We start from the raw sequence: 22,644 nt of genomic DNA, 5'->3' as shown, positions 1-22,644 counted from the left end.
TAAAGCTTAGGGCTCGAGTTCGCGTTTGAGGGCTTTGATTTCAAGAATGAGGCGACCTTTGACGCGGTTCTTGAGTTTGTAAACTGAGTTAGGTTTAATGTTGAGTTTTTCGGCAATACTTTCGGTGCTCTCGCCATCCAAACTTCTTTGGAAAGCTTCTATTGCTTGAGGAGAGAAGAGGGGCGTGATCTTTTTCATCGCCAAGTTAGTGACGTAAACTTGCCATTCCTTTTCGATAAATTCGTCGAGTTGCCCATCCTTAGATTGATTAAATAATTCGGGTCGTACTTCTTGCTCTTCGCGAACGCGTTCCTGCTTCTTGTAGTTGCGATTTTTCTTGTCGATATAATTGAGAACAGTGTTTCGAACCACCGTACTCAACCAAGTGCGGAATTTGGCGCGGTCATTATCCACGTCAAATTTTTGTAGGTTTTTCCAAATTTTGAGCAAGGTTTCTTGGATCAAGTCCTCACAATCATTGTAAGGAATATTCATGTGCCGAATGACAATGAATATGAAATCCTTGTAGTAATTAACAAAGTCTTCCCATGCAGTGGCATCGTCCTGGTTCTTTGCACGGCTAAGTAGTGTTTCTCTTGTGAGAAATTGGTCTGGCTTATCGCTCATTTTGGCTCCCGTTATTGTCACTGGAATTATACAGACTTAACTTCCTGCTCACAAGAGTGAGAACTTATTTCTTTTTTCTTTTCGCAATTTTTGCGGCTTTTTCTTTCTTTTTCTGTTCATTTTCCTTGAGGTGATCCGTAAAGGAGCTGCCAGTCATATCTTTGAATTTTTGCTGCCAGGCTTTATTCATGGCCTCAACTTTTTCAGGCATTTCTTTGGCGAGATTATGTTTTTCAACACGATCAGTGGACACTTTGTAAAGCTCCCAGGGTTTTTTGTAGTTTCTTCTTACGAGTTTGTAATCACCATCGCGAAGAGCTGAACCGCCAGCATACTGAAAAAAGAGCGGATTCTCGCGATTGATGGACTCGCCTTTGAATAGAGCAGTCATGGAAACCCCCTGCATGGGAGGGATTTTTTCACTCGCTTTGTATTCAGCACCACCAAGTTCAACAAGTGTGGGCATAATGTCGACTAAGTGCACAGGAGTATGGTTATTTGTCCCTGTCTTTTTAATTCCTTTGGGCCAATGAACGATCATTGGCGTATTGGTTCCTCCTTCGAAAGAAGAAGACTTATAGAGATTGAGTGGTGTATTTGCCGTTACAGCCCAGCTTTTGCGAATGGAAGGGTAACTCGTTTCATCACCGGATAAGTTATTCACATCAAAGTTTTTAACACGACCGTCAGGGCTTTCGGGGCTGGCACCATTATCGCCAAGAAAAAAGATGAGGGTATTATCTAGGCGACCTTGTTCTTTAAGTTTAGTCACGAGGCGACCAATATTGTCGTCGAGGTTTTTCATCATCGCTGCATGGATTTCCATACGGCGAGCATACTGCTCTTTTTCTTTGGGGCTAAGTTCTGACCAAATTTCATTCCAATCTGGTACGGCTAATTCTTTTACAGATGGGCCGAGAATATTTTCATCCATTTGGCGTTTGAAACGAGCCGCACGAATGGCTTCAAAGCCAGCGTCGTACTTGCCCTTGAATAAGTCGATATCTTCTTTGTGAGCATGAAGGGGCCAGTGCGGAGCGTTATAAGCCATGTAGAGGAAGAAAGGTTTATCATCTTTGTATTCTTCCAGCCAAGCAATGCCTTTGTCAGTAAAAGCATCTGTCGCATACCAATCTTTATCAGGCGTGAAAGGCAGGGTTTTTTCATCGCTGTCGAGAATCCAAGGAGATTCACCGATGTTGGCAGGTTTGCCTACACCTTCTCGCTGAACCATGCTGGGGTTCCAGAAGCTGACCGCTCCACCGAGGAAACCGTAAAAGCGGTCGAAACCCCTCGTGCGCGGGTCAAAACTGGCGTGGTGTTTGCCGGCCCAGAGGCTGGTGTAGCCCTGTGGCTTAAGGACTTCTGCAATGAGGTTTGTGTTGGTGAAGTCTTTGTCGGTCTGCTGAAAATAAACTCCACTGAGGAGTGAGGCGCGTGTTGAGAAGCATTTAGCCGTGTTGTAGGCTTGGGTAAAGAGCATGCCATTACTGGCTAGTGAGTCGAGGTGCGGGGTGGGGATCTCTGAGCCCATGCAGCCGATATCCGAGTATCCCATATCATCCACGAGGATAAGAAGTACATTGGGCTTTTCGTTAGCCTTGATCGCAAAAAGTGAAAAAAGCAGTGCGAATAAGAAACACTTCATCAATTAGAGCTCCTTAATCATAATGTTGCGGAAGCAAACTTCTTTACCATGATCTTGAAGGCCAATGTGACCCTCGGTATTACTGCCATAAGTCTTTTTCTTAGCCATTTTTCCTTGGCTCTTTAGTTTTTGAAATTCCTCGCTATCGATATCAAAATCAGCAGTTTTTACACCATTGAGGAAAAATTGATAGTGTTTGCCCTTGGCGATAATATGTACCTGATTCCATTCACCCTGAGCTTTCACGGCTCCTTTGGGTGCAGCAATGATGCCGTAGAGTGCGCCAGCAGAGGTCTTTGGGTCTTTGCCATTGCCATTCTTTTCGTTGTCGAGGACCTGCATTTCGGGGCTGCCGGAAGCGCTTTTGGGAGTAACTCTGAGGAAGACGCCGCTATTGCCACCTGCAGAGATCTTCCACTGCAGTTTGAGCTCAAAATCTTTAAATGAAGATGTGCTGTGCATGTGGCCACCACCTTTTTTTACTAGCTTTAAGCAGCCATCTTCGGCAACCCATAGGGGGTTGAGTTTGTCAGATTGGTAATTAACCCAGCCATTTGTTGTCTTACCATCAAAAAGCAGTTGCCAGCCTTCGCTCTTTTGTTCATCACTGAGGGTATTCATCTCCGCTGCAAAAATGGAGAAACTGAAGAGACTGAGAATTAAAAATGATCGCATAGCTTTTGTCCTTACTTATGTGAGTAGTATGAGTGCCCGGAAGGCATTCGAAAATATTTATCGAATATACACAAGAGATCTTTACACATTTGGACACTCACCCGTCAAATTAAATTCTATTAACTAAGAAGTCTTGTAGAGGTTTATGAGCTTTTCTTGAAGATATAATGGAAAATGGCGTCCCATGTTTTAATTAGATTGAGTGAAGGCTTATAATATTTTGTTTAACAGTGCATGAGGTTTTATAATGAAGTTAATTCTTAATAAGAATAATGACTGACTTATAAGCTGGATGAAATACAAGTTTACAGCAAAAAACTGGGATAGATACAAAACAAAAACATGAAATACTTACTTAATGCTCTGATCGCGCTTATTTTTTTAGGACCGACGGTTTATGCGGAACAATATTTTTACCTTTTGAATAAAAAAGGTAAATCTATTGATCAATACCTAATTCAAGATCAAAACGGCGATTTGACTTTCATCAAAAGCTTAAAGTTTAAGAAGGGCCTTAGTAGTTTGGCACCAGCAAATAATGGGAAGTATATTTACACGATTTCAAATTCTGAACTACAAACTCTTTCTGTTGGTGAAAAGGGGAGCTTAACTGTGAAAGGTACAGGAAAAGTCTCATTAAGTGGTGCGGGGCAATTATCAGCTGATGGCCGTTATTATGTCATGTATCATTACCGTGCTAATCAAGTGTCGGTACAAGCAATGAGGGACTATGTTTCTACTGGGAAACAAGTTGATTTGCTCACTACAACAGACCATCCACATGATATTAAATTTTCGAATGATGGTGACTTTGTCTTTGTGCCCCATAATTGGGATAATCGATTGTACCAGTTTAAGTTCAACAAGGAGTCCGGCAAGTTAAGTCCTTTAGCTAAACCTTTTATTACGGGACCTGATTTGGAAAAAAAGGGCTATGCCAATTTTCGTAGTTTAGTTCAGCATCCTCAGCAGAAGGTGCTTTACTGTACTTACGAAAAAGGTGGTGGAGTTGTTTCTCTGAAATACGATAAAGATGGTCTTGAAATATGGCAGGAATTTTCAACTGTTAGAGAAGCTACTTTGGCTAATCCATCAAAGCTTGCCTTAAGTCATGATGGTCGTTTCCTTTTCATATCAAATAGAGCTGGCAAGGATGGCAATCAAGGAAGTATCGCAGTATTCAGTTTAGATATTGATACGGGGGAAATACTTAAAAGAGTTGGAGTTTATCTTAATAAGGCGATGAACTCTAGAGAGATAATAGTTGATCGATCTGGAAAGTTTTTATACAGTTCCTCACAGAAAGATAAGTCTACTATTATTTATCATATCAATAATGATGGCGCATTAAAATTCTTCAAAGAACTCAAGATTAGGGGTGGCCCAATGATCATTTTGGAGAGATAAGTTACACAGCTACCACAATTTCTAATTGTTATAGCTAGGCCCTTGGGCTTCTTATTCACCGCTCATTTTTCATTCGTCTGATAAAAATCACAACAAAGCGCATCTTATTTGTATATAAGCGCTGCTTTACTGTCGATTAATCTTTAAGTACGACAAGCTCGCGAATTATAATGTTAATAATTTGTTTTAACTGTGTCCCATCGGGGAGAAGGCTTGTGTGTAAAACTTATAAGAGATTTAACAACGAGATTTAAATGAACAATATAACTTTTAGAATTTTATGCATTTTTGCTTTCGCTTTTGCGGTAAACGCAAAGGATCTTCGCCCCAATATTGTTTTAATTATGGCGGACGATATGGGCTATGAATGTATTGGAGCCCACGGCGGAACTTCCTACAAAACACCCCGCATCGATAAAATGGCCGAGGAGGGCATCCTTTTCGAGCAATGTCATGCCCAGGCAGTTTGCACTCCTTCACGGGTAAAGATTATGACTGGTACGAGCAATGTGGTCAATTACATGAAATTCGGTAAGCTCGACAGAAGAGAAAAAACTTTTGGCCATTATTTTCAGGAAGCGGGCTACGCAACGGCAATCACAGGGAAATGGCAACTTGGTACAGAGGATGACTCACCACTTCACTTCGGTTTTGATGAAGCCTTTTTGTGGAGACATAAATTAAAGAGCTCAGTCATGGGTTTTACGGGCGAAAAGCGCGATTCAAGATTTGCTAGCCCTTGGATTCAGCACACTCAGAAAATCGATGGAAAAATCAAGTCAGAAGCTAAACAGTACCCCAAGATGTATGGCCCAGACCTCACCTCTGATTTCGCTTGTGAGTTCATTGAAGAAAATAAAGACAAGCCATTTTTCCTCTATTATCCAATGGCCTTAGTTCATTGCCCCTTTGATGTGACGCCAGATTCACCGGATTGGGCAACAAAAAATACTGGTAGCCCCACTTATAAAGGGGATGCAATGTACTTCCCCGATATGATGGCCTATACGGATAAGATAGTAGGCAAAATTCTTGATAAACTTGAGAGCCTTGGGCTAAGAGAGAATACTTTAGTTATTTTTACTGGCGACAATGGTACGGATAAGCCCATTGTTTCTATGATGGGAGAAAAAGAAATTATCGGTTCAAAAAGCCAGCCCATCGAGTGGGGGACTCACGTTCCTTTTATCGCGACCTGGCCGAAGTCGATTCCCAAGGGTGTAAGAAACTCTAATCTTATTGACTTTAGTGACGTTCTACCGACTATTTGTCAAGCAGCGGGTATAGCAACTCCTAATGAGCGTAATTTCACCGGTCGTAGTTTCCTCGATCAACTCAAAGATAGAAAAGGCAATCCCAGAGAGTGGCTCTACTGCTGGTATCACCCAAGAGATCATCAAGATGTGGTATCATTTACTCGTACGCTTCAGTACAAACTCTATAAGACGGGTGAGTTCTTCGATGTTTCAAAAGACCTCCTCGAGAAAAACCCTCTGAAGGAATCTGAACTCAATGAAGTGGCCCTCAAAGAACGGGCAAAACTTTACCAAGCACTGATGAGTTTTGAAGATTTAGAAGAACGCCGCAACACAGTTTATCCCGGGAAGAAGACTAAGGAAGGGAAAATAGGACTCAATGACCCATGCCCATGTGGCAAAGATGTACGTTACAAAAAATGCTGTGGCAAAGAAACTTATAAAACGGCTAAACAAAAGTCTTAAAAATAATTTTTATTAAAAACAAGGTAAACATATGATCAATTTTAAAAACATAAATCAGACCAAGCGAGGCTCACGTTTCTCAAGTCTCATGTTGATTGGAGCATTAGGTTTTTGTGCTTCAAGTTTAAATGCGGGTATAAAAATTCCTACTAAAGAAATCATTACTCCCGATTACATTACTGAAGCGGACTTGAAAATCATTGCTAAGTCAAAACACAAGAAAGCACTTGCTGAGGGTGAGAAAATTTATAAGCAGATCTGCTTTACCTGCCACGGCCTAAAGTTGGAAGGGGCGGTTGGTCCAAGTCTAAAAGACGGAGAATGGCTCCACGGCAGCAAACCTTCTGATTTGGTGAGAAATATTGCTAAAGGTTTCAGCGATAAAGGCATGATGGCTATGGAAACCATGTATTCGAAAGAGCAGATCGAGAGCGTTGCAGCCTATGTTTTGTCCCATAGTTCAGGCATGAAAGACCTCGCCTACGAAGTGCGACCTGGTGCCGGAGGCTTGGAAAAAGGCCTCACTCAAGCCGCATTCAAAAAGGGCGTACTTCCCAAGCAATTGATTCAGTTTGATATGATGGAGTCCGATGAGGCAGCCGTTATTTCCTACACGGGAAAAATGTACTTTGCCAATAACGTTAACTTTGGCTTACTGGTGACAGCTAATAGTGATTTTAGAATTACTATGGCAAACGACATTCTCTTAGAGAGTCTAAATGGCAAGGGTGCTGATTTTAACGATAAGACTCGCCGTGCCTGTGAAGGCGGGTGGTACCCCATTCGTATAGATTACCTTTACAGAGGTAAAGATAGCAAGTTTACTGCGACCTTGTCACCTCGTAAACAAGATAAGTTTGAACTCTCGGCCGATAGCAAAAAACTTAAAACACCTCCGTATTTTGAAACAATTGAAGAAATGCCTCGAGTCGTGCGTTTCGATTACAAAAACCTTCCACCAAGATCAATGGCAGTCGGTGTGCCCAAAGGCGAATATTACGCCTTGTTGAATGCGACAAATGGCGGCTTGTATTCCGTTTGGAAAGGCAAGGATTTTGTTGAATCTTCAGGTCAGCGTAATGGTAGAGCGGGCAGTCCAGCAATTATTGGTGACCCACAGGTCTTTAGCTCTGAAAAAGGCGTTTATCTCTGGGATGCAAAAAATGAGAAAAACCTCGATTACAAAGGTTATGATGTGGGTGAAAGTGTCGTTTTTCGCTATGAACATGAAGGCGTTGAAATCCATATCACCCCGCAACTTAAAGGAGCTCAATTCGGTCTCGATATTGAATTCTCCGCAGCCCTCAAATCACCTCTGGTCTTAAACTTAGGTGAGTCAAAAATAAAAGTATCGGGCGGATCCGTGAATCAAGGGGCCGTACAGTTGCCTAAAGGTCACTCAAACACCCTCAAGTTGAGTCTATAAGGAGCTATCATGAAAAATAAAACACTTAAATTTACCGCTTCATTGCTAACTTTCGTCGGTTCATTATTGGCCTCAGGGCCTCAGGGTTACAAAGTCGAAACGATTGATTTACCCGATGTAAAACAATTTAACGTGGCCGGTCTTGATGTGCACGAAGACGGAACGGTTTATTTCGCCACTCGTGAGGGAGAAATATGGAAAAGAAGCAATGATAAATGGTCTCGTTATGCTCAAGGTTTACATGAACCCTGCGGCTTAAAGGTTGTTGATCACAAAAATATTATTGTGAGTCAAAAGCCGGAACTTACCAAGGTGATTGATCGCAATGGCGATGGCATTGGTGATCGCTATGAAAATGTCACAGATGAATTTGGCTTTTTCGGTAATTATCACGAATTTCATTATGGGCCAATCATGGATGAAGAGGGTAACCTTTTTGCGACTTTAAATCTTCAGACCGATGGCTTTAAATATCAGGATAAAGCTCTTGGTTCAGATGGTGGAAATCGCGGCTGGATGTATCAGGTTAAACCCGATGGGACTTATCTTCCCTACGCTTATGGTTTACGTTCACCAGCGGGCATTGGTTGGGGTCCAAAGAAAACAATTCTAACAACCGATAACCAAGGTGGCTGGATGGGGTCATCTCGTTTGAATGTGATTGAAAAGGGGAAGTTCTATGGTGCTCCAGTATCTCACATCGATTTAGAAGGCTGGACGCAAGATAAAGTCAACTCACTTACACCAGAAGAATATGAAAAGAGATCTGAAGATCCCGCATGCTGGGTTCCTCACATCGAAGTTGCAAACTCGCCTGGCAATCCCATAGTCGATGAAACAAATGGTGCTTTTGGTCCATTTGCGGGTCAAGTCTTCGTTGGTGATCAGAGTAACTCCAGCGTTTTCAGAGCTATGCTCGAAGAAGTCAATGGCGTTTGGCAGGGTGCGATTACAAATTTCCTTACGGGTTTACAATGTGGCGCGATTCGCGTAAGTTTTGCACCCGATGGCTCCATGTGGGTTGGTCAAACTTCACGTGGTTGGGCGTCAAAGGGTGGCAAACCCTTCGGTGTTCAGAGAATTACTTTTGATAAGAATGCTAAGCCATTTGAAATGCACACAGTAAAAATCACCCCAAGTGGTTTCAAAGTAACTTTTACTGAACCAGTGGATAAGAGCAGCCTCAAAGATATCAATGGTCAAGGTTACTGGTTTACTTACAGCTCCAGCTATGGTTCAAAAAGAATCCGTCAGCAGGATTGCACTAAGTCGCCATACCGTTTAAGTGCTGATGGCAAGACCTTGGAAATTGATGTAAAATTAGGCAAACGCCTCGTTTATGAATACGATCTTGGTAAGCTCAAATCCACTTCTGGTCAGGAAATGGTGAACCACAAGTTTTGGTACACGGTTAAAGAAATTCCTGGCGCCAAAAGCCTAGCTTCTAAAAAGTAGTTTTAACTCATTAATTTAGGAAGTGATGATGAAGTTTTTAAGTTTAAAATTGTGGGCCTTAATCGGGATCTGCTTGTCTGCGCCTTTGGCCTTTAGTGCCGAAAAACCCAACGTCATTTTTATTTTAGTCGATGATATGGGTTATTCTGATTTGGGCTGTTATGGCTCGGAAATCAAGACTCCTAACTTGGATAAGTTGGCGGCAAATGGCATCCGTTATACGGCAACGCACAATACTTCTAAATGCTACACTTCCCGAGCTTGTTTATTGAGTGGTATGTACTACCAGAGACTCGATCGCGAGATGACCAAAGTTGCCAACCTCGGCGAGGTCATACGCCCGACTGGTTACCGCACTCTGTGGTCGGGTAAAAATCACAACGGGGGGAAGCCTTGGGAAAGAGGCTTTGACCGTTTTTATGGTCTCATGGGTGGAGCGAGTAATCACTTCAACCCAGGTGGCAAAGCACGTCCTGGCGAACCTGAGCCTGCCGGTAGTGGTGGCAAATGGATTATTGATGATAAGGAAGTCAAAGGCTATGTCCCGGAAGATAAAAACTGGTATTCCACAGATGCCATGACCGATGCTGCGCTCGGCTGGTTGAAAGAATATGAAAGCGAAGAAAAACCTTTCTTTCTCTACCTTGCTTACACGGCACCTCATTACCCCCTCCATGCTAAAGCAGAGGATATGGCTAAATACGAAGGCGTTTATGATGTCGGCTACGACGTCATTCGCAACGCTCGTTACAAGCGTCAGCTCGAAATGGGAATGTTTGACGAAGCGACAACGCCTCTTTCAGCTGTTGATCAGAAAAAACCATGGGCTGAACTCAGTGAGCAGGAAAAGAAAGATGAAATTCTTCGCATGCAGATTTATGCGGGAATGATTGACTGTATTGATCAAAACATTGGTCGTGTGACTTCTTACCTGGAAAGCGTAGGTAAATTGGACAATACCCTAATCATGTTTGCTTCAGATAACGGCGCCTGCGCCAGTACCGATAAGCCCGCTAAGAATCAAACGGGGCCAATTGGCTCAATCAATAGCTATGAATGCACAGATTTATCCTGGGCTAATGTTTCCAATACACCTTTTCGTTTCTATAAGTTAAACTCACATGAGGGTGGTATACTAACGCCGATGATTGCGTCCTGGCCCAAAGGAATCGATCAAAAAAATGTATTCAATCGCGAGAATATTCACTTCATCGATATCATGCCAACCTTGATGGATTTGGCGGGTGCGACATATCCTGGAGAGGCTAAAAATGTCGCACTGAAAAAGCCCGACGGCGTAAGCTTAGTTCCTTCTTTTACAGGTGAAAAAATCAATAGGAATGTCCCCATTTTCTATGAATACGGTAGTGGCAAAGCAGTTCAAGAAGGCAATATGAAATTGGTGGGTGTTAAGGAATGGGAGCTCTATGATTTATCAAAAGATAGGTCGGAGACCAAAAACTTAATCAATGAACAGCCCGAAGTAGCCAAGTCGCTCGCTGATAAATGGAATTCCTGGTACACGGGAATTACCGGCCTCAATTACGAAGAGGAAAAAGAACGCAAAAAGAAAGCCAAAAAAGCAGGTAGCAAAGAAAAAGCTGAGAAAAAGAAGAAGCTTAGAAAATCAGCAGCCTTATAAAGTTCGGGCTTCGCCCTCAAGGTATAATCTGGCTCGAAGGACGAAGCTCTGAGTTGTCTTAAAGATTTATTTATCGGAAATAATTATGGATTTACAAGAAGATCTTATACAGCGTAAAAATGAAATAGAAAAAATAAGTGCGTACACATCCTTGAGAAAGGGACTAGCACTTTTAATTAAACTCAAAAAAATCGCTGTTCTCATTTCAATGATTTTTTTGGTGATTGTTGCATTTCAGCATAAACACCCAGGTGCTACTCTGTTGCAAATTTTAGTTACATTAGCTTCTACAGCAATTTTACTGATTTTTTTAAGAGTCACAGAATTTTTTTAAAAGTAATCATAGACGGTGTTGATTTGCAATTATTGGCAAACAGAAGAAGTGAAATAGATCGAAAACAGCAAAGTTTAAGCACCCAAAAAGAAACTTAAAAAAAGTTTAGATAAAATTAGGCTTTATCTATTGATTTTTAGTCCAGTTTTCGAATAAGCTGAATTGAGGCTGATCTTGGTATTTGCGGATGATTTGGGTAAAGGCTTGAGGAGTCTTGCTAAGGATCATTTTTTTAATTTGTTCGGCGCAAGTTTCGGCATCAAGTTTACTTGTATCTATGCAGAAGTCATTTGATTTATAATCATAGCAGAATTCGACATGAGTTTTTGCCGCACCAATCGGTCGATCGGCTCTCTTCTTTTCACGTTCTTCCATAATCTCTAGATCACAGGTGACGTCGATTAAATAGGCTTCTTCAATAGCGAGCTTTTTTATTTCTTCGATTGTCATGTATTTGAGGAAAGTTGTATCGGCAATGACATTCATGCCTTCTTTAAGCATGCTTAAGATAAAAGAGTTATAGAGTTGAACTATGGAAGGCTTCTCTTGTGATTTTAAGTTTTTACGTACCGCAGAAAGGTATTCAGCGGAGTAGTTTTTTAAAGGAGCTTTTTTAGGTGGGTAAAAGCTCGAAAAGGTGTCTGAACTAATGTGTAGAAAAGTTTCTTCAAAAATGATTTGAAGTTCTTTAGAGATTTCAGTTTTTCCTGAGCTTGATGCTCCATTTAAATAAATGAGTTTACTCATATTTCATCCTCCGTTTACTTGGTGAAATATACCCGTTTATAACACTAAAAAAAGTCGCTGGAAAAAGAGTTTTTCGCCAGCGACTTTCTGTAAAATATTTCTTAAATAGACTACTTAGCTTTATTAGCGACCTTGGCTTTATTTTTGGTGTAGTCCGTCCAGCGCTTGTTGAAGTACTGGGTATTATCGAGATCATTCTGTGCTGTGAAAGCTGATTTTTTAGTGTAGTTTTCCGCGGCAATAGTGTTCCATTGCTCGGCCATTCTCTTAGTGAGTTCAGGGTTTGATTTGGCGAGGTTATTCATTTCAGAACGATCGGTTTCCATATCGTAGAGTTCCCATGGGGAGTCATTGATACTAGCAATTTTCCATTTGCCATCTCTAAGACCACGGTTGGTGGAGTACCAAAAGTGAATGGGGTTTTTACGAGTCACATCGCCGCCTTCAATGATAGGTAAAAAGGATTCACCAGTCATAGGATTGAGTTTGCGACCAGGCCATTCACTTGGGTAAGTGGCTTGGCTCATATCGATCATGGTAGGAAGTACGTCGATGAGGTGCGTAGGAGTGTGGTTGATGCTGCCCTTGGCCGTTTTTAAGCCAGCGGGCCAGTGCAAGATTGCGGGTGTACTAATGCCGCCTTCATGCTGATTTTGTTTGTAGAACTTAAATGGAGCGTTACGCATCCAAGCAGGACCAGAAGAGTCACGCCATTTATATTTGGTAGAGAAGGGCTTGGTGGTGCCATCAAGTTGGCTAGTGCCAAAAGGGCAAGCGCCATTATCGGATACGAAGAGAATCATTGTATTATCGAGGTCGCCGGCTTCTTCGATGTGTTTTACGAGGCGTCCAACTTCCACGTCAATGCGGTAGATCATTGCTGATACGGCTGCGAGGCGGCGAGCTTCAGAGGATTGCCACTCTGGAGTAAGGTCATCCCAAGCAGGGATTTGATTGGGGCGTGGAGATTCTTTAACTGGATTCTTGAAAATGCCGAGCTCTCTTTGTTTTTTCATGCGTTGTTCGCGAAGTACATCCCAACCCGCATCGTATTTCCCTTTGAATTTTTCATAATCTTCATTCAGGGGCTGAATAGGTGCGTGAGGAGCATTGAGTGCGAGGTACATGTACCAAGGCTTATCAATTGTCTCAGCTTCTTTAAGGAAATCGATGGCAAAATCGACTTTAGTCACCGTGGTGTAAAAGCCCTCTGAAGGGACTTTCCAAGGCTTGCCATTGAGGCGAAAAGTGTCGTCACCAGAAAAGAAATTTGTCGCACCACTGAGGTGACCGAAATAACGTTGGAAACCGAAATCAGTAGGCTCATTATCCAAGTGCCATTTACCCGACATCATGGTGTGGTAACCGGCGGTATTGAGCACTTCAGCGGCGGTTACTGAATTTTTGAGGCTGTTGTTACCAGCGGGCAGGTAGTATTGACTCGTGAGTAGTGAGATGCGTGAAGAGTGGCATTTAGCTGTGTTATAAAATTGCGAAAAGCGCAAACCATTTGCCGCTAAGCTGTCGAGGTTTGGGGTTTCAATTTCGCTGCCATAGCAACCGAGGTCAGAGAAGCCCATGTCATCCACTAAAATAATAAGAAAGTTCGGGCGCTTATCTTCCTTTGCCCACAGGGGTGAGCAGAGGAGAAGAGAGAAAAAGAGAAAAAGAAGGTTTTTCACAGTGATGGGTCCTTTAGGTGGATAGATTTTGTATAAATTTATGATGAGTTTGGAGACTCAATTAGAAGTAAAACTTTTTAAGTTCGTTTAAAAATTCGAGGTCAGATTTCTCGAATTCTTGCATCTCAAGAACTGATACGAAGGGTTCAACATCTTTACCCATGAGGTAGATATTACTCCACGCACGTTTAGAAGCCATGCCTCTGCTATTAATGATTTTGCCGAGTGTTTTGTAGCCCTCAGGCTGATTGTACTCGTTTTTGATCTGATATAGCGCAGCCATGGCAACGACATCATGATTTTCATGGTCATTTAAATCGAGCAGGGCAATTTTATTGATTGCAGCTTTGACTTCATCAGTGTATGCAGCACTTTTTAGGTTAAGGCAGGCGACAATGCCCCAATACTGCAAGGCCTCATCCGTGGAAGTGAGTAAGTCGAGAATTTTAGGTAAATCATTTTTTGTGGCAAAGCTCGAGAGCTCAGCCGCCGCCATATATTTGGCCTGATTATAGAGTTTGGGGTTTCTTAGGAACTCATAAATAGTGGTTTCATTTTTTCTAATTCTAGCGTCCAAAGTTGCCTCAGGAATAAAGCCGCAGTCCTGAAATTTGTTTTGAAAACCTTTTAGGGCGCTTACCATTTCTTTTTTGATTTGAGTATACTTTGGGTCATTGGCGAGGTTATTGACGTTGTCGGGATCTTCTTCGCAATCAAAGAGCTGCTCAATGGGTTTTGGATTAAAGAAAGCACCAGTGGTTTCATTTGTTAAACCCGCTTGGTGGTACTCGAGCCATGCTTTCATTGAAGGAGCTTTCCAAAGGTATTGGAGATACTGACCATTGGGACGGAAGGGTTCGTATTGACGGATGTAAAGGTATTTTTTACTGCGGACAGCGCGTTGCATATCGTGAGCGGCATCCATTCTTTGACGTTGTAAATAAACGTATTTATTGGCTTTTTCAGTTTTGGGACCGAGGAAGATTGTGCCCTGCATTTCTTCGGGGATTTCTGAACCGGTAATTGCGAGCCAAGTCTTGGGCATGTCAATGAAAGCAATGGGGCGATCAATGATTGAACCCGGTTGATCAGTAGGCCAGAGCTGTTTAAATTTTTCGGGGATACGAACCATGTGAGCAACGTGTGTGCCACTATCGTAGAGGAAGCGCTTACTTCTGCCGACAATGCCGCCGTGATCAGTTGTGTAGATCACAACTGTGTCGTCTGTTAAGCCATCTTTTTCGAGCTCATCTAGTATGCTCTTAAAACGAGCTTCTAAGGATCTGGAAACAATTGTTTGGTACTTAGCATAATCTTTGCGCATTTCAGGGATGTCCGGGTGATAAGCTCTGAGAGCCATGTTTTCAGGAGCGTAGTCTAAACCATTTTTATGTTCCTTATGAAGTCCTGATTCGTGGCCGTTACCAATATTGTAAACCTGAAAGAAGGGCTGTCCTTTTTTTCTTTTTGCATTTCTCCAACCGTAGAGTTCGTAGGAATCCCAGGTATCGAGGTAGATGCCTTTTGCTTTACCCTTTTTCTCATCCATGCGCTTACCAAAACGGTTTGAGATATTGTAGTCACACTTGGTGTGGTTGGAGGCAAAGTAACCATTAGCACGGAGTTGATCTGGGTAGAGTTTGATGTGTTCGGGAAGGCGGGTTCTACAGCGCATGTAAACTGTGCCGATAGAAACGGGATTCATACCTGTGATCCAGGAGCTTCGGGCTACTGCACATACTGGAGCTGTGGCAAAGGCGTGGGAATAGAGAAAGCTTTCTGATGCAAATTTATCAATATTAGGAGTCTTGATTGTTTCGTTGCCGTAGCAACCGAGCCATTTGGCACTTAGATCTTCACTGGTGATCCACAGGATATTGGGTTTAGTGAATTCTTCGGCATAAATTGTTATACTCAAAAAAAGAGCAAGCAAGAAACTAAAAATTTTGTTGCTAGATATGTTGGTATTTGAATGGCGCTTTGAGTATAGATTTTTCATATGAAGTACTTCCCTGTCGTTTAATCCGTTTAACTTTTATGATTGATCGATCAAAGTAAAGGATTCTTTACAGATCTATGAACTTTTCTTCTTCTTTTTACTCAGATTCTTTTTTTGCTCTTTTTTCTTTTTTTCGTTGGTTTTTCTTAGCTTTTTTCTTAGCTTTTTCTGCTGGGGAGTATTGAGGGTGCTTGACGTAGACTTCGCCTTGGATTTCTTTGACTTCCTTTTCCCAGTCTTCGAACAGTTTATTCATTTCGGTGACTTTTTCTGGGAACTTATTAGCTAAGTCGTTTTGTTCTGTTCGATCATCTTTTAGCTTGTAGAGTTCCCACTTACTAAGACTTTTTTCGGTCTTATTATTTGTTTGCTTATTTTTTCTATAGAGTTTCCAGTCACCAAGTCTAACGGCGTCGTTGGCTTCATATTGCAGGATCAATTGACGATCAAATTCTTTTCCTTGCATAAGTGTAGAGGCTAAGCTTTGGCCATCGATAGCAAGAATTTGGCGACCCGCATAGCTTTTTGGGTATTCGATTCCAGTAATATCAAGAATAGTGGGCATGAGGTCAATAACGTGACCAACTTGATGAGAAATGCTTCCGGGATTTTTTATGCCAGCTGGCCAATGAGCTATCATGGGTGTCCCCATGCCGCCTTCATTTAAGCTGGACTTATTACCGCGAAAGGGAGTGTTGCACATTTGTGCTCCAATGCGGTCAATGCGAGCATGAGTGCCACGGTCACCGAGCAGGCCACCCTCGGGAATAATCGTTGGATTACCTTCGCCGCTAGCACCATTATCTGACATGAAGAAAATTAGTGTATTATCCCATTTGCCATTTTCTTTTAAGAAGTCAAAAAAGTTACCCAGTTCCACATCCATGCGGTGCACCATGGCATAGTGAACGGCCAAGGCACGCTGGTAGTAGGCTTTTTGTTCTTGGCTTAAAGAATCCCAGGATTTTTCAGCAGGTTCGAGTTTGCAGGTTTCTTTATCGAAAATGCCGTTTTTGATCATGAAATCATAGCGCTTTTGGCGAACGGCATCGGTGCCATCTTTGAGTGCATCGAGGTAGAGGTCAACATCTTTTTTTAATGCCTGTAAAGGCCAGTGTGGAGCATGAGAGGCATAGAACATAAAAAAGGGTTTGTCACTTTTTTTGTCAATGATCTCCTCTTGGATAAATCTATTGGCAAAGCGCGTATCTTCGCTAGTGAGGTACCATTCCTCGAGGGGGACTTCCATATCTTTTTCAGTGTAGAGTTTATCATCGACTCGAAGAGTTTTTAGACTGTCCTCCTTGAGTTTGGTGGGCCAGAAAAAGATGGGAGCTAAAGGACTGCCGAAGTAGCGATCAAAACCGAGATCTTCTGGACTCGGTTTAACATGCCATTTGTCAATGAGTAAGTTGACGTATTCGCCTTCAAAAGCCTCGGCAATACAGAGTCCTCCATAATCAACGATGTTACCAGTAGCGTGATCGGCGCCAGTCTTGTGATTGGATAAACCAGTGAGTAGTGAAGCTCGAGTGGGAGCGCATTTGGCATTATTATAAAAATTGGTGAAAAGGATGCCGTCTTTGGCAAGTTGGTCGAGGTTTGGTGTTTGGATATCACCGCCAATATAACCAAGATCTGAGTAGCCCATGTCATCAGCGAGGATAATAACAATATTCGGTTTTTTGGCGGGTAGTTTATCTGAAGCAAAAGAAAAAGGAATGAGGGCTGCGGATGCCGCAAAAGCCGCCTTTTTGAGGAATTTGTTGAAATTCATGTTGTCTCCGAAAATATATTTTTATATAGACACCAAATCAACTGTAAAGCTTGGACGTATAAAAAGCCATAATTGCTTCATTGCAGAAAACTTCTGTGTAAGAGTTGAAAATTAATATTGATTTAGGAAGTGAAATGAAAAATATCTTATATGTTTTGTTGGCTTTGGCATCAGTAAATGCATTATCAAAAACTAAAGTATAAGATTGGGTGATTAAAGCTCAAAAAAAGGGGCGGGGCAAGGCTTGATTTAACTTGAACACTTCAAAGCCAGCTCTGAGCTGAATTGCTTTATTATTTTATTTAATGGTGGTTAATGGCTTATATACAGATAATTCATAATTATTTATCAAACCCGCAAGAATCGTGACCACTAAGCGAATATACTAATGAAACCAATTTGAGTGCCTATGCCTAAAGATATTAAGAACTTTACAGAAAATCTGGATTTTGATCTATCTTCCATGTATGACGAGGCTGATAATGAAGTGGATGAATCAGTGATTTATCCTTTGTCATCTTCTCTGAAGAATAAATTGGATTATCGCGAAGAAGAGGAAGTGGCGCGCGGTGGTGAAAAGAAAATATTTAAAGCCTATGATGCCCGTTCCGATCGCTACATTGCCATGGCGCGTCCCTTGCTTGATTCCCGTGAACACGATGAGCGCTTTTTACGAGAAGCGCGAATTTGTGCTCGCCTAGAGCACCCCAACATCATTCCGGTCTACGATATTGAATTGGATGAATCAGAGAAGCCTTATTTTACTATGGAGCTACTCAAGGGGAAAACGCTTAAAGATGTAATGGATAGCTACAAATCTATCGAAGAGCGGGGTGCTCACTTAGCTCAGCTTTTAGAGGTTTTTGTCAAGGTTTGTGACGCCTTGTCTTATGCCCATTCAAAAAATGTTCTTCACCTAGATGTGAAGCCTGAGAATATTAATGTGGAGGAATTTGGTCAGGTTTTACTCATCGATTGGGGATTAGCCAAAATCATTAATGATGATTCCTGCGGTGAGCTCTTTTTAAATCAAACCAGTCTTGATATGGATATCTTAAATGATATGACCCGAGTTGGAACTTTGAAGGGGAGCCCTGGTTTTATGGCACCTGAACAGACTGTGTCTAATGTTCAAAAAACGACTCAGACCGATATCTATTCTCTTGGGGCCTTGCTGTACAATATTTTATCAGGTGAGCTTCATGTCAGTGGCGATAATGTAGAAGAGTGTTTGAGTAGTACTAGAGAGGGAGCGCTGCGTCCTTTTGTAGAGAATAAAATCAATCCAATCCCCAAAAGCTTACAAGCGGTTTTTTACAAAGCCTGTAAACTCGAAGTTGAGCAGCGCTATCAAACAGTAGAAGAACTCAAGCAGGAGATTCAATCTTTTTTAAGGGGCTTTGCGACTCAGGCTGAAGAAGCGGGATTTTTGAAGCAACTTCAACTGATCTATCAACGCAACCGTATTCGCTGCCAGCTGGTTTTTAGCTTTCTGATTTTTACACTTGTGGGCACCTCGATCTTTATTCAGGCTCTTAGAGAGAGTGAAGCAGAAGCGATTTTGGCGAGAAATAATGCCGAAATGGCCTTGAGTCTTTATGAAAAAGAAAAGCGTGGTCGCGAGAGCATTATTGCTGAGTTTGATGATTCGCTGCAGGACTTCAAAGAGAACTTGGGGTCATCTAGCCAAATTGAAGCCCATTTTAGCAGGCTACTTGTGGGTTCGGCCATTGCCTCGAGTCGCAAGCTGGATTTTGAAATGGCCTTAGCATTGACTGAGTTGGCAATTAAGAAGAATCCACAGGACTATAACGCTATAGCTGAAAAGGGTTTTATTCACCTCATCCGTCATGAATTTGTTAAAGCCAACTATGAATTACAACGTTGCGCCACCCATGCGCCACATATCTATGATATCATTCGAGTGAGCAATAATTATGTCAAGATTAAACCAAATGATGAGAAGCGCTTGACCAATGAACAGTTTTTAAATTGTGTAGAAGAATTACCAGAAAATCGTGCGTGGTTAAAAAGTTATATGCTTATTTATGACCGTAGAGTTAATCCCTCTATAAAAGCTCATAGCGACTTAGTGAAAAAATATATCCTATCCTTAAACCCGAAGCTCACCAAAGAGAACTTTAATTATAAGTTTATAGAAAGGCCAGAGGGGAATCATTTGGATATCTCTCATAACCCTGAGCTCAGTTCACTGAAGATGCTAGGAGGTAAGGGGTTCCCTTATTTGTCCATTTTGCGAACGCTTGATCTAAAAACTTTAAATGTGAGTCATACGGGCTTATTCGGGATTAAGCAATTGAGTCAATTAGGTTTAAAAGAAATCAATATGGCTAATACACATATAAAATACTTTCCAGGTTTAAATGACTTTACGCTTAAACCAACTATCTATGTTTCCAAGTCACAGGACTTAAGTAAATGTCCCAAAGATATAAAAGTTATCTACGTGGATTAAAAAAAGGTTTCGAGTTAAATCTCGAAGCCTTTTCACATTTTAAATCTAGCTGATTTATTGCTGAGTCCATATAATTTGTTCGTCTGAAAAAAGTTAATCCTTAAGGGATCTCCAAGGTGAAAACGATTTTCGTGAACTCTGGCCAACTGGACTTTGATCCTAAAAAGAGGAAATTGATTGAGCAGAATTATAATCATTTACCTACTTAGATGATGTTTTGACTTATTTTATTCTTTAACTGTATAGAAGCACAGTATAGCTTTCGTTCAGTTTGTCAGATAAAAGGCAATTTGAAGATATTAAGGAATGAAATGATGAATAAAAATAGAGCTTTAGTCGGAGCAGTAACTTTTGCTATCGCATTATGTTTTGGGAGTGCACAGGCAGAAAGTAGTTCCCTGGTAGGTACAAAAAAGAGTCCCAATGCGAAGATGCGTCCAGTCGATTTTACTGCTGACATCAAGCCTATTTTTGATAAGCACTGTATAAAATGTCATGGTGAAAAAAAACAAAAATCAGATCTCAGGCTCGATAGCCGTGCTAATATACTTAAAGGCGGTGACCTTGGCGAACCAGCTGCAAGTCCTGGTCATCCAGAAAAAAGTACTATCATTGAATTCATTTCTTTAGATCCCGATGACGATGAGATCATGCCTCCCAAAGGCGATCCTCTCACGAAAGAGCAAATTGCCTTAATATCTAGGTGGATCAAAGAAGGCGCTAAAATGCCGGAAGCTAAAATCACTAAAGCAGAAGCTCTCTGGTCCCACAAACCCATCATAAAACCAGCAGTGCTCAACAATGAACAAAATTCTGTTGATTCATTCTTAGAAAAAAAGCTAAAGGAAAAAGGTCTAACTTTTAGCCAAGCAGCTGATCCCATAACTCTTCTTCGCCGTTTACATCTTATTTTGACCGGCATTCTTCCCAGTGCAAGTGAAGTTCAAGCATTTACCCAAGCTTGGGAAAATAATCCGACTGAGGCTTATGACGCAAAAGTAGAAGAGCTGCTTGCATCTGAGCACTATGGCGAGCGCTGGGCGCAGCATTGGCTCGACGCTATTCGATGGTCTGAAACAAGTGGTTCTGAAAGTAACCTCTACCGAAAATACTCCTGGAGGTACCGCGACTACGTCATTGACTCATTCAATAATGACAAACCTTATGATCACTTCATTATCGACCAACTTGCAGGAGATCAAACAGGCTTTCCAAGAGCAACCGGGTTTATGGTGGCTGGCCCTCACGTCCCGCCAGCAACAGTCGGCCATGAACCTTCGGCTATAAAAGAAGCCCGTTATGACCGCCTCGATCAGGTCATGCAGACTGTAGGGGCATCAATGATGGGTATGACTCTCGGTTGTGCCCGTTGCCACTCTCATAAATTCGATCCTATTAAAATAGATGATTACTACGCCATGCTCGCTAACTTCCAAGGCTTGGAATTTGGCATTAGAAAACCAGAACTTAGTGATAATGCTCCAGCGGTTAAAAACGGCAAAGCCATTATGGAAGAAATAAGTTCTATTCGTCAAACACAGAAGAAAGCTTGGGTTGAACACTGGCGCGATCATTTAGAAGTCCACCTTCCCCAAAAAGAAATCTCAGGTATTCGCCTCAAATTTACCGGCAAAAAGACAAGTGTCGATGAAATAGAAATTTTTGACCCTAAGCTCGTCAATATTATCTCTGAGGCAAATATCTCAACTAACCTTTACGGGCCAAAAGCTCAACTTGAAAAATTGAGCGATGGCGAAATAGGAACTTTCTATAGATTCGTAGGACTAATACCTGATAAAGAAAAAGCTTTCCTAAGCTTTACATTTGAGCGACCGCTAAAAGTGAACCACTTCACCTTCAGTCGCGATCGAAAACAACAAAAAAATACTGACTATGAAATATGGGGAGATTGGGAAAAGAGCTTGCCAAATTTCGCTGTTGAAATTCAAACTACTGACGGAAAATGGCAAAGTATCATGAAAGATACAAAAGAAGACAAAACCATAAACGCCATTCAAGCACTCATTGAAAAGCACCTTGAATCTAGCGTTCAGCACGAATTTATCGGTCGTTTTATTAATCCAGTTAAAACAAATGTCCTACTGCGTGGCAGCCCAAGTAGCCCAGGTAAAGAAGTGGCTCCCAATGGCCTCATGGCTATTAGCAAAAGCCTCAATATGACATCGGCGACTTCAGATGAAGAACGTAGAATGAAGTTTGCTCATTGGATTGCATCTAAAGAAAATCCGCTAACAGCACGAGTTATGGTCAATCGCCTTTGGTACCATGTATTCGGCACTGGAATCGTTTCTACACTCTCTGATTTCGGTAAGGCTGGGACCTTACCATCACACCCTGAACTTCTAGACTACCTAGCGACTGAATTCATGGAGAAGCACTGGTCTGTTAAAAACATGCTGAGGCTCCTCGTACACTCAAAAGCCTTCAAGCAAGATAATAAACCTATTGAAGCAGGATTAAAAAACGATGCTAACGCTAGACTCTTATGGAGGTTCCCACCAAGAAGGGCAGAAGCAGAGGTTTTAAGAGACTCTGTTTTAAAATTCACCGGTTCTCTTAACACACAAGTCGGTGGCATTAGCTACCGCATTCACAATGTTAAAAAACGCTATGCCCTCTGGGACGTTGTCGATAATCACAGTGAAAGCACTTGGCGCCGCATGATCTATCAAGAAAGAATGCGCGGTATTGACGATCGAATGTTCACCGCTTTTGACTTCCCGGATTGCGGGCAGGTACTTTCTAAAAGACCTTCATCGACAACTCCACTGCAAGCATTGAACTTAATGAATAGTCAATTCATGATCACGCAGTGTGATATATTGGCTAATAAAGTCCACTCAAGTGACAAGAAAGAATCTGTTAATAAACTGTTTCAAATTGTCTATAACCGCGAGCCAGATGCCAAAGAAATGGCTATGAGCTTGAAGGTTCTTAAAAGCGAAGGTATGCACATTCTCTGCCGCGCTCTTCTCAACAGTAACGAATTTGTTTTTATTCAGTAGAG

Annotated in this window: 15 protein-coding genes; 8 read left to right on the top strand and 7 right to left on the bottom strand. The window is 41.8% G+C overall.

The window, feature by feature from the left end; all coding sequences use genetic code 11:
- Window positions 1-6: 6 nt before the first annotated feature.
- The 3 genes from LNTAR_RS06825 to LNTAR_RS06815 form a co-directional block, all read right to left on the bottom strand.
- Entirely contained in the window at window positions 7-627 is a 621-nt protein-coding gene (locus tag LNTAR_RS06825; RefSeq protein WP_007277929.1) for an RNA polymerase sigma factor, read from the bottom strand.
- Window positions 628-691: 64 nt separating this feature from the next.
- Window positions 692-2,275, bottom strand: coding sequence for an arylsulfatase (locus LNTAR_RS06820; RefSeq protein ID WP_007277928.1), 1,584 nt, complete (start codon window positions 2,273-2,275; stop codon window positions 692-694).
- 3 nt (window positions 2,276-2,278) lie between these two features.
- Window positions 2,279-2,950 carry a 3-keto-disaccharide hydrolase gene (locus LNTAR_RS06815; protein WP_007277927.1) on the bottom strand — a complete coding sequence of 224 codons (672 nt, stop codon included), beginning with the start codon at window positions 2,948-2,950 and terminating at the stop codon, window positions 2,279-2,281.
- 342 nt (window positions 2,951-3,292) lie between these two features.
- Here LNTAR_RS06815 and LNTAR_RS06810 point away from each other — a divergent pair, with 342 nt between their 5' ends.
- From LNTAR_RS06810 to LNTAR_RS06785, 6 genes are all read left to right on the top strand, one after another.
- On the top strand, window positions 3,293-4,357 hold the full coding sequence (locus LNTAR_RS06810; protein ID WP_007277926.1) for a lactonase family protein: 1,065 nt from the start codon (window positions 3,293-3,295) through the stop codon (window positions 4,355-4,357).
- Window positions 4,358-4,611: 254 nt separating this feature from the next.
- Complete coding sequence (locus tag LNTAR_RS06805) at window positions 4,612-6,078, top strand: sulfatase-like hydrolase/transferase (RefSeq protein ID WP_007277925.1); 1,467 nt, start codon at window positions 4,612-4,614, stop codon at window positions 6,076-6,078.
- Between the two features lie 31 nt (window positions 6,079-6,109).
- Window positions 6,110-7,504, top strand: a complete 1,395-nt coding sequence (locus tag LNTAR_RS06800; protein WP_007277924.1) for a c-type cytochrome — start codon at window positions 6,110-6,112, stop codon at window positions 7,502-7,504.
- A 9-nt stretch (window positions 7,505-7,513) separates the two neighbouring features.
- Window positions 7,514-8,959, top strand: a complete 1,446-nt coding sequence (locus tag LNTAR_RS06795; protein WP_007277923.1) for a PQQ-dependent sugar dehydrogenase — start codon at window positions 7,514-7,516, stop codon at window positions 8,957-8,959.
- A 25-nt stretch (window positions 8,960-8,984) separates the two neighbouring features.
- The gene (locus LNTAR_RS06790) at window positions 8,985-10,601 is read left to right on the top strand and encodes an arylsulfatase (RefSeq protein ID WP_202944937.1); all 1,617 of its coding nucleotides are present in this window, start codon (window positions 8,985-8,987) and stop codon (window positions 10,599-10,601) included.
- A gap of 85 nt (window positions 10,602-10,686) precedes the next feature.
- Window positions 10,687-10,935 (top strand): hypothetical protein, encoded by a 249-nt coding sequence (locus LNTAR_RS06785; RefSeq protein ID WP_007277921.1) that lies wholly within the window; start codon window positions 10,687-10,689, stop codon window positions 10,933-10,935.
- A 126-nt stretch (window positions 10,936-11,061) separates the two neighbouring features.
- Here the strand turns inward: LNTAR_RS06785 and LNTAR_RS06780 are convergent, their stop codons facing one another.
- The 4 genes from LNTAR_RS06780 to LNTAR_RS06765 form a co-directional block, all read right to left on the bottom strand.
- Window positions 11,062-11,682 (bottom strand): phosphotransferase-like protein, encoded by a 621-nt coding sequence (locus LNTAR_RS06780; protein WP_007277920.1) that lies wholly within the window; start codon window positions 11,680-11,682, stop codon window positions 11,062-11,064.
- A gap of 110 nt (window positions 11,683-11,792) precedes the next feature.
- The gene (locus LNTAR_RS06775) at window positions 11,793-13,364 is read right to left on the bottom strand and encodes an arylsulfatase (RefSeq protein WP_007277919.1); all 1,572 of its coding nucleotides are present in this window, start codon (window positions 13,362-13,364) and stop codon (window positions 11,793-11,795) included.
- A 61-nt stretch (window positions 13,365-13,425) separates the two neighbouring features.
- Window positions 13,426-15,363, bottom strand: coding sequence for a sulfatase family protein (locus LNTAR_RS06770; RefSeq protein ID WP_007277918.1), 1,938 nt, complete (start codon window positions 15,361-15,363; stop codon window positions 13,426-13,428).
- Window positions 15,364-15,460: 97 nt separating this feature from the next.
- A complete protein-coding gene (locus LNTAR_RS06765; RefSeq protein ID WP_007277917.1) occupies window positions 15,461-17,140 on the bottom strand; it encodes a sulfatase-like hydrolase/transferase in 1,680 nt (559 codons plus the stop codon).
- A 409-nt stretch (window positions 17,141-17,549) separates the two neighbouring features.
- On the opposite strand from LNTAR_RS06765, the gene LNTAR_RS06760 reads away from it, so the two are divergent.
- Window positions 17,550-19,616: a serine/threonine-protein kinase gene (locus LNTAR_RS06760; RefSeq protein WP_007277916.1), complete on the top strand. Its 2,067-nt coding sequence runs from the start codon at window positions 17,550-17,552 to the stop codon at window positions 19,614-19,616.
- A 311-nt stretch (window positions 19,617-19,927) separates the two neighbouring features.
- Window positions 19,928-22,642, top strand: a complete 2,715-nt coding sequence (locus LNTAR_RS06755) for a PSD1 and planctomycete cytochrome C domain-containing protein (RefSeq protein WP_238527728.1) — start codon at window positions 19,928-19,930, stop codon at window positions 22,640-22,642.
- Window positions 22,643-22,644 lie beyond the last annotated feature (2 nt).

The organism is Lentisphaera araneosa HTCC2155 (assembly GCF_000170755.1).
Classification (GTDB): domain Bacteria; phylum Verrucomicrobiota; class Lentisphaeria; order Lentisphaerales; family Lentisphaeraceae; genus Lentisphaera; species Lentisphaera araneosa.
This window is presented reverse-complemented; position numbering and strand designations above follow the sequence as displayed.